Raw genomic sequence first — 13,277 nt, forward strand, 5'->3', positions numbered from 1 at the left:
GCGCTCACATCCGGAAGACGCCGAAGTTCGACGTCCCCTTGATCGGCCCATTCGCGATCGCGGACAGACACATTCCCAACACCGTACGGGTGTCGCGCGGATCGATGACGCCGTCGTCGTACAGCATTCCCGACAGCACCATCGGCAGCGACTCGGCCTCGATCTGGCCCTCGACCGCGGCCCGCATCGCGGCGTCGGCATCCTCGTCGACCTGCTGGCAGCGCGCCTCGGCCGCGGCCCTGTTGACGATCGACAGCACACCCGCCAGTTGCGCGCCGCCCATCACCGCGGACTTGGCCGACGGCCATGCGAACAGGAACCGGGGGTCGTACGCGCGCCCGCACATGCCGTAGTGACCCGCGCCGTAGGAGGCGCCGATCAGCAGCGAGATGTGGGGGACCGTGGAGTTCGACACGGCGTTGATCATCATCGAGCCGTGTTTGATCATCCCGCCTTCCTCGTACTTTTTGCCGACCATGTACCCGGTCGTGTTGTGCAGGAACAACAGTGGCGTGTCGGAGCGGTTCGCCAGCTGGATGAACTGCGTCGCCTTCTGCGACTCTTCGCTGAACAGCACACCGCGGTGGTTGGCGAGGATGCCGATCGGATAGCCGTGCAGCGTTGCCCAGCCGGTGACCAACGACGAGCCGTAGAGCGGCTTGAACTCGTCGAAATCCGAGCCGTCGACGATGCGGGCGATCACGTCGCGCGGGTCGAACGGGATGCGCAGATCCGGCGGCACGATGCCGACCAGTTCCTCGGCGTCGTACAAGGGCTCGGTGACCGGACCAGGCGGCGGGCCCTGCTTGCGCCAGTTCAGCCGCGCCACGATGCGGCGCCCGATCCGGATGCAGTCGAGCTCGTCGACCGCGAAGTAGTCGGCCAGACCCGATGTGCGGGTGTGCATTTCGGCACCGCCGAGGGATTCGTCGTCGGACTCCTCGCCAGTGGCCATCTTCACCAGCGGCGGTCCGGCCAGGAACACCTTCGAGCGTTCCTTGATCATCACCACGTGATCGGACATGCCGGGGATGTACGCGCCGCCTGCGGTGGAGTTGCCGAACACCAACGCGATCGTCGGGATGCCCGCCGCCGACAGCCTGGTGAGGTCGCGGAACCCCCGTCCGCCGGGGATGAAGATCTCCTTCTGGGTCGGTAGGTCGGCGCCGCCGGACTCCACCAGAGAGATCAGGGGCAACCGGTTCTCGAACGCAATCTGGTTGGCGCGCAATTGCTTCTTCAGCGTCCACGGATTGGAGGTGCCGCCCTTGACCGTCGGGTCATTGGCCACCAGCATGCACTCGACGCCTTCGACGACGCCGATGCCGGTGACCACGCTTGCGCCGACGGTGAAGTTGGTGCCCCATGCCGCAAGCGGGCTCAATTCCAGGAACGGCGAGTCCGGGTCGAGGAGCATCTCGATGCGCTCGCGCGCGGTCATCTTGCCGCGGTCGTGGTGGCGCTTGACGTACTTCTCGCCGCCACCGGCGAGCGCCTTGGCGTGCTCGGCGTCGAGCTCGGCCAGCTTGGCCGTCATGGCCTCCGCCGCTTCGTTGAACGCAGGCGATCGGGGGTCAAGCGTCGACGCCAGGGTGGTCATGCCTGATATCCAAGCGTCTTGGCGGCCAACGAGGTGAGGATTTCGGTGGTCCCGCCGCCGATGCCGAGGATCCGCATGTCGCGATACTGCCGCTCGACTTCGGATTCCGCCATGTAGCCCATGCCGCCGAACAGCTGCACCGCCTGGTTGGCCACCCACTCGCCTGCCTCGACGGCGGTGTTCTTGGCGAAGCACACCTCGGTGATCAGGTTGGTGTCGCCTGCGAGCTGCCGCTCGAGGACGTTGCGGGTGTAGACCCGCGCGACATCGACCCGGCGCGCCATCTCCGACAGCGTGTTCTGCACCGACTGCCGGGAAATCAGCGGCTTGCCGAACGTCTCGCGGTTGCGGCACCACTCGACGGTGAGGTCCAGGCAGCGCTGCGCGCTGGCGTACGCCTGCACGGCCAGGCCGACCCGTTCGGAGACGAACGCCGAGGCGATCTGCACGAAGCCGGTGTTCTCCTCGCCGATGAGGTTCTCGACGGGCACGCGGACGTCGGTGTAGGACAGCTCGGCGGTGTCCGAGGACCGCCAGCCCATCTTCTCGAGCTTGCGGGTGACCTCGAAGCCCGGTGTGCCCTTGTCGACGACGATCAGCGAAATACCCGCTGCGCCAGGGCCTCCCGTACGGGCAGCGGTGACGACGAAGTCGGCGCGCACGCCCGAGGTGATGTAGGTTTTGGCGCCGTTGATGACGTAGTGGTCACCGTCGCGGACCGCCTTGGTGGTGAGGTGCCCGACGTCGGACCCGCCGCCGGGCTCGGTGATGGCCAGCGAGCCGATCTTCTCGCCGCGCAGCGTGGGCCGCACGTAGGTGTCGATCAACCGCTGGTCACCGAACGCGACCATGTGCGGCACGGCGATCCCGCTGGTGAACAGCGACGCGAACACACCGCCGGGCGCGCCGGCGTAATGCATCTCCTCGCAGATGATCAGCGTGTCGGCGCCGTCGCCGCCACCTCCGCCGACGTCTTCTGGGAACCCGGCGCCCAGCAGGCCCGCTTCACCGGCCTTGAGGTGCAGCTCGCGCGGCAGCATGCCTTCGTGTTCCCACTCATCGACGTGTGGCAGCACTTCGCGTTCGGTGAACGCGCGCACGGCTTTACGCAGTTCTTCGCGCTCGGGTGTCTGCCAGATACTCATTCCAATAGGCCTTCCGGGATGTCGATGTGTCGGCCGCGAAGCCATTCGCCCAGGCCCTTTGCCTGGGGGTCGAAGCGGGCCTGATAGGCCACGCCCTCGCCGAGGATGCCCTCGATGACAAAGTTCACTGCGCGCAGATTGGGTAACAGGTAGCGGTGGATCGTCAGATCCGCTGTCTCGGGGAGCAATTCGCGCAGCTTGTCCGTCGTCAACGTGTGCGCCAGCCAGCGCCACTGATCGACGGAGCGCGCCCAGACGCCGACGTTGGCGCTGCCCCCCTTGTCGCCGCTGCGGGCACCGGCGATGCGGCCGAGGGGGACCCGTTGCGTCTCGCCGAACGGCAGCGGTTCGGGCAGCGCGAACGGCGCGACGGGCTCCAACTCCTTGGTCTCGGTCGCCGGTGGTATGTCGGTGCGGGTTCCGTCGGCATGCACGGCGACGTGCGGCACCTCGGTCGCGTCGACGTAGCCCGCGGTGAACACGCCGTACACCTGGCCGTCACCCGGCGGCGCCGTCGTCGTGAAGCCTGGATAGCTCGCCAACGCCAATTCGACTGCGGCGGAGGAGAATTGACGCCCGACATTTGCGGGGTCGGGGTCGCGCACCACGCAGTGCAGCAGCGCGCTCGCGGTCTCCTCCGTGTCGGCGTTCTCATGGTCCGTACGCGCCAGTGTCCACTCCAGCTCAGCGGGCTTGACGGTCAGGGCCGATTCCAATTGCGTGCGCACCAACTCGGCCTTGGCCTCGATGTCGAGGCCGGTGAGCACGAACGTCATCGAGTTGCGAAAGCCGCCGATGCTGTTCAGCGACACCTTCAGCGTCGGTGGCGGCGGCTCGCCTCGGACGCCGTCGATGCGCACGCGGTCAGGGCCGTCGTCGGACAAGGTGATGCTGTCCATCCGCAGCGTCACATCGGGATTGGCGTAGCGGGCGCCGCTGACCTCGTAGAGCAACTGCGCGGTGACCGTGTCCACGCTGACCTGTCCGCCGGTGCCGGGATGCTTGGTGATCACCGAGGACCCGTCGGAGTTGATCTCGGCCAGCGGGAAGCCAGGATGCGTCAAGTCGGGAATCTCGGTGAAGAACGCGTAGTTGCCGCCGGTCGCCTGCGCACCGCATTCAATGACGTGTCCTGCGGCCACCGCGCCGGCCAGCCGGTCGTAATCGCCACGATCCCAACCGAAGTGGGCCGCGGCCGGACCGACGATGACGGACGCATCGGTCACTCGACCGGTGACGACGACGTCGGCGCCGCTGCCGAGGCAGTCGACGATGCCCCACGCCCCGAGGTAGGCGTTGGCCGCCAACACGTTGCCGAAGCCCAACTCGCCCGCGCGCGGCAGCAGGTCGTCGCCCTCGACATGGGCGACGTTGACCGCGAGCCCCAGCTGTTGCGCGAGCGCCCGCACGGCGTCGGCGAGTCCGGCCGGGTTCAGGCCGCCTGCATTGGCCACGATCCGCACGCCCCTGTCGAGCGCTATGCCGAGGCACTCCTCGAGCTGGGTCAGGAACGTCTTGGCGTAGCCGCGGTCGGGAGACTTCGCGCGGTCGCGGGCCAAGATCAGCATGGTCAGCTCGGCGAGATAGTCGCCGGTCAGGTAGTCCAGCTCGCCGCCGGTCAGCATCTCGCGCATCGCCGAGTGCCGGTCGCCGTAGAACCCCGAGCAGTTGCCGATGCGCACCGGCCCGCTCCTCGCGTCCGCAGTGTCCCTATTGCTCCTCGCGTCCGCAGTGTCCCTATTGCTCCTCGCGTCCGCAGTGTCCCTATTGCTCCTCGCGCCCGCAGGTGCCACGCGCGTCCTCCTTCGACCAGCGCCCCGTGCGCGCCAACCAACCGGTAGGTTAGTCGCTGTTGCAGGCCCGCCGTCAAGGCACCCCTCCCGCGGTTTTGGCGTGATCAGTGTCGCCGGGCGAGACTTTTCAGGCCGAAACCGCGCAGTTCGGCGGCTACGCTGAGGTAGGGGTACGCATGGATTGGTTCGCATGGATCGTGTTGGCCGCGCTGGCAACGGCGACGGTCGTGTGGCTCGTGCGCCGTTTTCGCGCCGAGAACCGCCGGATCGACGGCCTCCTGCGTGACTTCGACCGCGAGAACCCCCGCCGCGAACCCGGTTCCCCGTCGCCGGCTCGGCGGCTCGCCGGCCTGCGCCGTCGCCGGTAGTGGCCGTTTTGGCGGCTCCGCAGGTCACCGGCTATCCTGAAGTGCAATTGCCGTCGCCGAACTCTGCGCGGCAGCACCCCCTCACGAGGAGCTTCTAACAATGGCTGTGCCCAAGCGCAGGATGTCGCGCGCGAACACCCGTCATCGTCGCGCGCAGTGGAAGGCCAAGCGCACCGAACTCGTCGGTGTGACCGTCGCAGGCCAGCAGCACAAGGTGCCGCGTCGTCTGCTCAAAGCCGCCCGGCTCGGACTGATTGACCTCGACCGTCGCTAACCGCCGCTGGCCAACGGCCCTCCGGCGTCTGTTTGCTAAACGCCACAAGCTGTCGGCGCGTCTTGTCGGCGCCGACTTTCCCCCGCACGCGGGAGGTGCCCCCACAACGCGGTGTTCCGCCGCTAGATCGTCGTCGGCGCGTCTCTTAGGCCACTCTCAGGCGATGGGTTAACACTGGTGGCCGTGCGAATCCTTGTCGTCGACGACGACCGTGCTGTGCGCGAATCCCTGCGCCGCTCGCTGTCCTTCAACGGCTACTCCGTCGCGCTGGCCCAGGACGGCGTCGAGGCGCTGGAGCTGATCGCCAGCGACCGCCCCGACGCGCTGGTGCTCGACGTGATGATGCCGAAGCTGGACGGCCTCGAGGTGTGCCGTCAGCTCCGCAGCACCGGCGATGACCTGCCCATTCTCGTGCTGACCGCGCGCGACTCGGTCTCCGAGCGCGTCGCAGGCCTCGACGCGGGCGCTGACGACTATCTGCCCAAGCCGTTCGCGCTTGAGGAGTTGCTCGCGCGCATGCGGGCGCTGCTGCGCCGCACCACACCCGACGACGCAGCCGAATCGCCCGCGATGACGTTCGCCGACCTCACCCTGGACCCCGTCACCCGCGAGGTGACGCGTGGGCAGCGCCAGATCAGCCTCACCCGCACCGAGTTCGCGCTGCTGGAGATGCTGATCGCCAATCCCAGGCGCGTGCTCACCCGCAGCCGCATCCTCGAAGAGGTGTGGGGCTTCGATTTCCCGACATCCGGCAACGCCCTGGAGGTGTACGTCGGGTATTTGCGCCGCAAGACAGAGGCGGAAGGCGAGCCGCGGCTGATCCACACCGTGCGCGGGGTGGGTTACGTGCTGCGTGAGACACCGCCGTGATGCGCGCGTGCGCACAGAACCGACAGACCTGATGGCTACATATCGACCCCTTCCACTCCGGCCCAGTTCGCTTCCCGAGCCCACATCGCTGTCGCTGCGCTGGCGGGTGATGCTGCTCGCGATGTCGATGGTCGCGATGGTCGTGGTGTTGATGGCGCTGGCCGTCTACGTCGTGGTCTCCAGGGCGCTCTACGACGACATCGACAACCAACTGCACAGCCGGGCCCGGCTGCTGATCGAAAGCGGCTCGCTGGCCGCCGATCCCGGCAAGGCCATCGAGGGCACCGCGTACTCCGACGTCAACGCGATGCTGATCAACCCGGGCCGATCCATCTACACCGCCAACCAGCAGGGCCAGAAGCTGCCCATCGGTCAGCAGGAGCGTGACGTCATATCCGGCGAGCTGCTGTTGTCGCTGCGCACCGCCGACCATCAACGGATCCTGGCCGTTCATCTGAACAACGGCAGCTCGCTGTTGATCTCGAAGAGCCTGGCGCCCACCGGCAAGGTGCTCAAACGGTTGGGCACCGTGCTGCTCATCGTCGGCGGCATCGGCGTGGCGATCGCGGCGTTCGCGGGCGGGATGGTGGCCCGCGCGGGATTGAGACCGGTGGCCCGGCTCACCGAAGCCGCCGAACGGGTGGCCCGCACCGACGACCTGCGCCCGATACCCGTCGTCGGCAGCGACGAATTAGCCCGTCTCACCGAGGCTTTCAACATGATGCTGCGTGGGCTCGCCGAGTCCCGCGAGCGTCAGGCCCGACTCGTCACCGACGCAGGCCACGAGTTGCGCACCCCGCTGACGTCGCTGCGCACCAACGTCGAGCTGTTGATGGCCGCGCAGGAACCCGGCGCGCCGCGGCTGCCCGAGGAGGAGATGGCCGAGCTTCGCGCCGACGTCATCGCCCAGATCGAGGAATTGTCCACTCTGGTGGGCGATTTGGTGGATCTCACCCGCGACGACGCAGGCAGCGTCGTGCACGAGCAAGTCGACATGTCCGAGATCGTCGACCGCTGCCTTGAGCGAGTCCGTCGTCGCCGCAACGACATTGAGTTCGACATCGACGTCATCCCGTGGCAGGTTTACGGCGACGCCGCCGGGCTGTCGCGCGCCGTGCTGAACCTGCTCGACAACGCCGCGAAGTGGAGTCCGCCCAACGGTCGCGTCGGCGTGCGGCTCACGCAGCTCGATCCGGTGCACGCCGAACTCGTCGTCTCCGACTTCGGCCCCGGCATCCCGCCGCATGAACGTCAGCTGGTGTTCGAGCGGTTCTTCCGCTCGGCGCAGGCGCGTGCGATGCCGGGCTCGGGCCTGGGTCTGGCGATCGTCAAACAAGTTGTGCTGCGGCACGGCGGCGCGCTTCGGGTGGAGGACACCGTGCCGGGCGGGCAGCCGCCGGGCACATCGATTTTCGTCCTGCTGCCCGGGCGGCCGATCGCCGCGACACGGCCCGCTGATGTCGACACTCAACCGGTTACCAACGTCGACAATGGGTAAGCGGCCGAAAACGGCCGCTCGGAAGTCTGGGTATCTGCCGAACAAGTTCTAAGAGGATTCTCAGGCCCTCCGGGCAACGTGGGGACGCAGTGCTTCGTTAAACGAATGACGACCCTGTTGATCCGCGGAAGTACTCGTAGAAAGAGCCCGTAGCGATATGACGAATCACCCGAGGTATTCACCGCCGCCGCAACACGGCCGCCGGCCGGGCGACGATCGCACGGCGGTATATCCCGGACAGCACGGGCACCCCGGTTATCAGCAGAACCCCTACGACTGGCGCTACGCCACTCAACAGCAGGCCGCCGCCCAACAGGCCCAGCAGCGTGCCCAGCACCAGCACGGCTACCGCCAGCCATACGACCCCTACCGCGGCGCACCCCAGCAGCCACACCAGCTCCCGCACCAGCCCATGCCGCAGCCGCGGCCGCAGAACCGGCCACGCGCAGGCGCGTTGATCGTCGGCGCACTGGCGATCGCCGTCGTGTCGGCGGGCATCGGCGGCGGCGTCGCGCTGGTGGCCGCGCCTGACACCCCGTCGGCCGGCGGAACCCAGGTGACCGCGGCGCCCAGCGTGCCGGCCGCCAGCCTGCCCGCCGGGTCCGTCGAGCAGGTTGCCGCCAAGGTCGTGCCGAGCGTGGTGAAACTCGAGACCGACATGGGTCGCGCCTCTGAAGAGGGCTCCGGCATCATCCTGTCCTCCGACGGGCTGATCCTGACCAACAACCACGTCGTCGCGGCCGCCAAGGGTGGCGATACCACCGTCACGTTCGCGGACGGGCGCACCACCAGCTTCACCCTCGTCGGCGCCGACCCCAGCAGCGACATCGCCGTAGTGAAAGCCAAGAACGTCTCCGATCTCACCCCGATCACCATCGGGTCGTCGGCCAACCTGAAGGTGGGCCAGGACGTCGTCGCGATCGGTTCGCCTCTCGGCCTCGAGGGCACGGTCACCACCGGCATCATCAGCGCGCTGAACCGGCCGGTGGCTGCGGGCGGCGACATCCGCAACCAGAACACCGTCCTCGACGCGATCCAAACCGATGCCGCGATCAACCCCGGTAACTCCGGCGGCGCGCTGGTGAACATGAACGGCGAACTCGTCGGCGTCAACTCGGCGATCGCCACACTCGGTGGCGCGTCGGCCGATGCGCAGAGCGGTTCCATCGGGTTGGGTTTCGCGATTCCGATCGATCAGGCCAAGCGCATCGCTGACGAACTGATCCAGACCGGGCGCGCATCCCACGCGTCACTCGGTGTGCAGGTGGGCAATGACGCGTCGACCCAAGGCGCCAAAATCGTCGAGGTCACCGACGGCGGCGCGGCCGCGGCCGCGGGCCTGCCCAGCGGCGTCATCGTGACCAAGGTCGACGACCGTGTGATCGGCAGCGCCGACGCCCTGGTCGCCGCGGTCCGCTCCAAGGCACCCGGCGAGAAGGTCACGCTGACATACATCGATTCGGCCGGCAAACCCCAGACCGTGCAGGTGACTCTCGGAAAGGCGCAGCAATGACCATTGCCCCCGGAACGACATCAATCTTGCCCTTCTTGAGAGTGGCCGCGCCCTCGTCTGACACCACATATACGGTGGCAGTCATGGAACAACCAGGGGAGTTGGTTGGACGCGCACTTGTCGTGGTGGTCGATGACCGCACCGCCCACGGCGAGGAGGACCACAGCGGTCCGTTGGTCACCGAACTGCTCAACGAGGCGGGTTTTGTGGTCGACGGTGTCGTCGTGGTGGCCGCCGACGAGGTGGAGATCCGCAACGCACTGAACACCGCGGTGATCGGCGGCGTCGATCTGGTGGTGTCGGTCGGGGGGACCGGGGTGACGCCGCGTGACGTGACGCCGGAGGCGACGCGCGACATCTTGGATCGCGAACTGCTCGGCATCGCCGAGGCGCTGCGCGCATCGGGCCTGGCCGCCGGAATCACGGATGCGGCGCTGTCGCGCGGCCTGGCAGGCATCTCGGGCAGCACGCTGGTCGTCAACATCGCGGGATCGCGCTCGGCCGTGCGCGACGGCATGGCCACGCTGAACCCGCTCGCCACCCAGATCATCGGGCAGCTATCCAGCTTGGAGATCTAATCAAATCCGGTGTGCGCTGGATTCCGCTCACCGCGCAAGTGGGCGCGTCGAAGATTGAGCAACAGTCACGGGCGTTAACGGTTTGTGAACTGCTGCCCACTGACGATTGTGATGTTCGTCACAGAAAGATCACGATGTGACCCGTCATTCAAAGCCGTCCCGATCTGCAGTTAACAAGATCTTCGGTGAGGAATTGCCGAAAACTTCCGTTGACGAGCGTGAAGACGATCCGTCCGCGCGCGAGACCGAGCACGAAACTTGGTTGCGGGACAATATTCCGCCTCACCACAAATGATGATCAAGGTCACTCTGAGCCTGTGAAATGGCAGGTGACCGCAACTGTGTCAGGCCCTGTCAGCTTTGTGCCGGACCCATGTTCGGTGCGGCCACCCGGTTGACGCCCAGCTGCTTTCGATCCCTGCGCAATGACGTCAGCGGGCGATTCCAGCAAACTCGCTCTAATTGGCGGTCGCGATTGCGACACATACCCCTACGCGTTGCCGCTCCGATGCCGCCCCGTTATGTTCCTCCTGTCAACGATGAGCAAAACGTAAGAAGAGCATGTGGAGATTCTCATTTGTCACACATGTGACTCTTGCGTCGTGTGTGGTGAAGGCGTAGTCACCAGCACGGAAACCACTCGGTGAGCCCGTACGGTCACCGCCGACAGAGCTAGGGAGAACATGAAGGCAATCAGTCGGGTGCTGATCGCGATGGTCGCCGCCATCGCGGCTCTATTCGTAAGCACCGGTACCTCTCACGCAGGGCTGGACAACGAGCTGAGCCTGGTTGACGGTCAGGATCGGACGTTGACGATCCAGCAGTGGGACACCTTCCTCAACGGCGTGTTTCCTTTGGACCGCAACAGGCTGACTCGCGAGTGGTTCCACTCGGGGCGGGCCAAGTACATCGTCGCCGGCCCGGGCGCCGACGAATTCGAGGGCACGCTCGAGCTGGGTTATCAGATCGGCTTCCCGTGGTCGCTCGGCGTTGGCATCAACTTCAGCTACACGACGCCGAACATCCTGCTCGACGACGCGAACATCAACCCGCTCAGCGCTGGCTTCAACCCGCTGGGATCGGTTATTACGCCGAACCTGTTCCCCGGCGTCTCGATCAGCGCTGACCTGGGCAACGGCCCCGGCATCCAGGAGGTCGCGACCTTCTCGGTTGACGTGGCAGGCCCTGAGGGTGGCGTCGCAGTCTCCAACGCCCACGGCACCGTGACCGGTGCGGCAGGCGGTGTGCTGCTGCGTCCCTTCGCCCGCCTGATCTCGTCGGCGGGTGACAGCGTCACCACCTACGGGGAGCCCTGGGATATGAAGTAACTCCCTGGCAAGACACACAGACAGCCCCCGGCCGCGAAGCCGGGGGCTGTCTGGTGTCTGCGGTTCTACTGACCGGTCTTGTCGGTTTCGGCTGCAGCCGCGGCACCGTGCTTGCCGGCAACCTGTCCGTTGGAGGCCAGTAGGTCGCGGATCTCGGTGAGCAGTGTCAGCTCGGTTGCTTCTTCCTCGACCTTGGCGTCGCGTTCCTTGATCTTCTTGTACGGCACGACGATCACGAAGTAGAGCACCGCTGCGACGATGAGGAAGTTGATCGCGGCCGACAGCACAGCGTTGAAATCGATGAACTGATCTCCGCCGAGGGGGATCTTGAGGATGCCGTATTCCCGCTCTCCCCCTGCGCCAACGCGGTCGACCAGTGGCTGGATGACGTTGTCGGTGAATGCGGTGACCAGTCCCGTGAACGCGGCGCCGATGACCACCGCGGTCGCGAGATCGATGACGTTCCCCCGGGAGATGAACTCTTTGAAACCCTTCAACATGCGTGGGACCCTTCCTGCAGTCGGGTGTTCGATCAGGAGATTTGCCACGTTAGTCCCACAAAGGCCGCCATTTAGGTCAATGGAACGTCAGCGTGACCGTCTGTAACAGAGTTGCGCCCGCGACGTCATTGGCGGCGTGGGCGGGCAACGCGACCAGCAGCACCCGGGCGGCGGCCCCGCCGGGGCCCTTCGGTTTCTCCGAAACGAGCACGACGATCGCGTCGGTCGCCACCACGCGCGGCTCCGTGTCGTCGTCAGAGGCCGCCAGCACGTCGACCACGTCGCCGGGGCGCACCAGGTCCAGCAGCGCGGTGTCGGCGAGGTGCAGCGGCACAATGCGGGCGTCGGGCCCGGCCGCCGACTGCGCGAGCCGCGGGCCGAGCAGCCGGACGTCGGTGAGCACCTCGCCGCGACGGGCCGGACCGGCCAGCGTCGCTCCGACGACGTCGTCGACGTTGGTCGTTGACCCGTCGGGAAGTGTTGCCGCGCTGCGCTTTTCGAGCTGCACGTCTGCGGCAGTCAATTCGACGCCAGGGGAGAGATCGCGGGCCGCGACGACGATGTCGGTCTGATCGCCATGCGGATCCGAGCGCACGGCGGCGACACCGGCGAGCACGACGAGTGCGCCCGCCGCGGCACGGCGCGCGGCGATGGTGCGGGTCCAGTCGGGCCGCAGGCTGGCAAGCCGGCTCAACACCGACGGATCGAGTGATTCCCCCATGCGGCCACGCTAAGCAGCGTGGCGGGGGTGCGGACGGCCGTCAGGCCGCGCTGTGGATAACTCCGGTCAGCTGGAGGCCGCGGCGGCCGGCGCCGACGAGCTGGAACTCGAGCTGTCGGACTTGGTGGAATCCGACTTCTTCTCCGAAGAGCTCGACGACTCGGATCCGTTGGACTTGCCGTTCGAGGAGCTCTTGGCGGCCTCGCGGCTGTCGGTGCGGTAGAAGCCACTGCCCTTGAAGACCACGCCCACCTTGCCGAACAGCTTGCGCAGGCGGCCGTTGCACTTCGGGCATTGCGTCAGCGCAGCGTCGCTGAAGGACTGCGCCACGTCGAACTTGTTACCGCATTCGGTGCACGCGTAAGAATAGGTGGGCACGAAATCCTCCGTGGTGGTCTAACTATTTAGCACTCTACCGGCTCAAGTGCTAGAACCGCTACGTGGTCTTGGTCATTCCCCATGTGCGCCGGGGGTTCGGTTCAACTCCACCAAGCCGCGCCGCGGGGTGAGCGCGTGCGTCATCCGGACGTCGTGCCGCTCGGCGGGAAGGACGTCGACCAGTTCGTCGTCGCGGACCACCGCGATCAACCGGGCGCCCGGCTTCGCCAGCGGCAGTGTGCGGTCGTAGTAGCCCGCGCCGCGGCCCAGTCGCACCCCGGTCGCGTCGACCGCCAGCGCGGGCACGAAGACGACGGCCGCATCGGCCACCGCCTCGGCGGGCAGCCACGGCTGCTGCGGCTCCTGCAGCCCCATCCGCGCAGGCACTAGGCCGCCGGGCCGGTAGTCGCCCCACTGCATGGGTTGTGGCACACCGTCGGCGTCGCGGGCCACCGGCAGCAAGACCCTGGCGCCGAGGCGTAACAGCGTGTCCAGCAACGCGATTGAGCCCGGCTCGAAGCGGATCGGCACATAGGCGCACACCGTCTGCCCGCTGCGCACGATGCCGGCGAGGTGCCCGCACAGCGCCTCGGCCTCGGCATCGTGGACCTCCGGTGTGACCTCGCGACGAGCCGCCAGCACCTGCGCCCGTATCTCCGCTTTGCTCCGGCATCCCACGCACCCACGATGGCACGGGGGCGATGGCGATAA

Annotated in this window: 14 protein-coding genes; 7 read left to right on the top strand and 7 right to left on the bottom strand. The window is 66.9% G+C overall.

The features are described from left to right. Window positions 1–4 precede the first annotated feature (4 nt). Genes CQY20_RS08280 through CQY20_RS08290 form a run of 3 tightly spaced genes read right to left on the bottom strand, consistent with a single transcriptional unit; the run spans window position 5 to window position 4,427 of the window. A complete protein-coding gene (locus CQY20_RS08280; RefSeq protein ID WP_097939593.1) occupies window positions 5–1,600 on the bottom strand; it encodes an acyl-CoA carboxylase subunit beta in 1,596 nt (531 codons plus the stop codon). Then, entirely contained in the window at window positions 1,597–2,745 is a 1,149-nt protein-coding gene (locus tag CQY20_RS08285; protein ID WP_097939594.1) for an acyl-CoA dehydrogenase family protein, read from the bottom strand. Before CQY20_RS08285 ends, CQY20_RS08280 begins: the two co-directional genes overlap by 4 nt. Then, window positions 2,742–4,427, bottom strand: a complete 1,686-nt coding sequence (locus tag CQY20_RS08290; RefSeq protein ID WP_097939595.1) for an acyclic terpene utilization AtuA family protein — start codon at window positions 4,425–4,427, stop codon at window positions 2,742–2,744. Before CQY20_RS08290 ends, CQY20_RS08285 begins: the two co-directional genes overlap by 4 nt. A 287-nt stretch (window positions 4,428–4,714) precedes the next feature. Between CQY20_RS08290 and CQY20_RS08295 the strand changes: the two genes are divergently transcribed. The 7 genes from CQY20_RS08295 to CQY20_RS08330 all read left to right on the top strand — a co-directional run bounded on the left by CQY20_RS08295 (window position 4,715) and on the right by CQY20_RS08330 (window position 10,967). Beyond that, window positions 4,715–4,906, top strand: a complete 192-nt coding sequence (locus tag CQY20_RS08295) for a hypothetical protein (RefSeq protein WP_133119046.1) — start codon at window positions 4,715–4,717, stop codon at window positions 4,904–4,906. Between the two features lie 100 nt (window positions 4,907–5,006). Then, on the top strand, window positions 5,007–5,180 hold the full coding sequence (rpmF, locus tag CQY20_RS08300; protein WP_097939597.1) for a 50S ribosomal protein L32: 174 nt from the start codon (window positions 5,007–5,009) through the stop codon (window positions 5,178–5,180). A gap of 183 nt (window positions 5,181–5,363) precedes the next feature. Then, complete coding sequence (locus CQY20_RS08305; protein ID WP_097939644.1) at window positions 5,364–6,050, top strand: response regulator transcription factor; 687 nt, start codon at window positions 5,364–5,366, stop codon at window positions 6,048–6,050. A 31-nt stretch (window positions 6,051–6,081) separates the two neighbouring features. Beyond that, window positions 6,082–7,548: a HAMP domain-containing sensor histidine kinase gene (locus CQY20_RS08310; RefSeq protein ID WP_097939598.1), complete on the top strand. Its 1,467-nt coding sequence runs from the start codon at window positions 6,082–6,084 to the stop codon at window positions 7,546–7,548. A gap of 157 nt (window positions 7,549–7,705) precedes the next feature. Beyond that, the gene (locus tag CQY20_RS08315; protein ID WP_097939599.1) at window positions 7,706–9,061 is read left to right on the top strand and encodes a S1C family serine protease; all 1,356 of its coding nucleotides are present in this window, start codon (window positions 7,706–7,708) and stop codon (window positions 9,059–9,061) included. 35 nt (window positions 9,062–9,096) lie between these two features. Continuing rightward, entirely contained in the window at window positions 9,097–9,639 is a 543-nt protein-coding gene (locus CQY20_RS08320) for a MogA/MoaB family molybdenum cofactor biosynthesis protein (RefSeq protein ID WP_097939600.1), read from the top strand. 683 nt (window positions 9,640–10,322) lie between these two features. Continuing rightward, window positions 10,323–10,967, top strand: coding sequence for a porin MspA (locus CQY20_RS08330; protein ID WP_097939602.1), 645 nt, complete (start codon window positions 10,323–10,325; stop codon window positions 10,965–10,967). 65 nt (window positions 10,968–11,032) lie between these two features. On the opposite strand, the gene mscL is transcribed toward CQY20_RS08330, so the two are convergent. The 4 genes from mscL to CQY20_RS08350 form a co-directional block, all read right to left on the bottom strand. Further along, window positions 11,033–11,467: a large-conductance mechanosensitive channel protein MscL gene (gene mscL / locus CQY20_RS08335; protein WP_097939603.1), complete on the bottom strand. Its 435-nt coding sequence runs from the start codon at window positions 11,465–11,467 to the stop codon at window positions 11,033–11,035. 76 nt (window positions 11,468–11,543) lie between these two features. After that, complete coding sequence (locus CQY20_RS08340) at window positions 11,544–12,188, bottom strand: SAF domain-containing protein (protein ID WP_097939604.1); 645 nt, start codon at window positions 12,186–12,188, stop codon at window positions 11,544–11,546. Window positions 12,189–12,254: 66 nt separating this feature from the next. Further along, complete coding sequence (locus CQY20_RS08345; protein ID WP_097939605.1) at window positions 12,255–12,566, bottom strand: FmdB family zinc ribbon protein; 312 nt, start codon at window positions 12,564–12,566, stop codon at window positions 12,255–12,257. A 72-nt stretch (window positions 12,567–12,638) separates the two neighbouring features. Continuing rightward, complete coding sequence (locus CQY20_RS08350) at window positions 12,639–13,244, bottom strand: 5-formyltetrahydrofolate cyclo-ligase (RefSeq protein WP_163701692.1); 606 nt, start codon at window positions 13,242–13,244, stop codon at window positions 12,639–12,641. Between the last annotated feature and the right edge of the window lie 33 nt (window positions 13,245–13,277).

The sequence above is a fragment of the Mycolicibacterium agri genome (genome assembly GCF_002553505.1).
GTDB lineage: Bacteria > Actinomycetota > Actinomycetes > Mycobacteriales > Mycobacteriaceae > Mycobacterium > Mycobacterium agri.

What these genes read in the sequence shown, in the direction of transcription:
- CQY20_RS08280 (WP_097939593.1), bottom strand. Translation starts at nt 1,600, where the DNA reads ATGACCACCCTGGCGTCGACGCTTGACCCCCGATCGCCTGCGTTCAAC.
- CQY20_RS08285 (WP_097939594.1), bottom strand. Translation starts at nt 2,745, where the DNA reads ATGAGTATCTGGCAGACACCCGAGCGCGAAGAACTGCGTAAAGCCGTG.
- CQY20_RS08295 (WP_133119046.1), top strand. Translation starts at nt 4,715, where the DNA reads ATGGATTGGTTCGCATGGATCGTGTTGGCCGCGCTGGCAACGGCGACG.
- rpmF (WP_097939597.1), top strand. Translation starts at nt 5,007, where the DNA reads ATGGCTGTGCCCAAGCGCAGGATGTCGCGCGCGAACACCCGTCATCGT.
- CQY20_RS08310 (WP_097939598.1), top strand. Translation starts at nt 6,082, where the DNA reads ATGGCTACATATCGACCCCTTCCACTCCGGCCCAGTTCGCTTCCCGAG.
- CQY20_RS08315 (WP_097939599.1), top strand. Translation starts at nt 7,706, where the DNA reads ATGACGAATCACCCGAGGTATTCACCGCCGCCGCAACACGGCCGCCGG.
- CQY20_RS08330 (WP_097939602.1), top strand. Translation starts at nt 10,323, where the DNA reads ATGAAGGCAATCAGTCGGGTGCTGATCGCGATGGTCGCCGCCATCGCG.
- mscL (WP_097939603.1), bottom strand. Translation starts at nt 11,467, where the DNA reads ATGTTGAAGGGTTTCAAAGAGTTCATCTCCCGGGGGAACGTCATCGAT.
- CQY20_RS08340 (WP_097939604.1), bottom strand. Translation starts at nt 12,188, where the DNA reads ATGGGGGAATCACTCGATCCGTCGGTGTTGAGCCGGCTTGCCAGCCTG.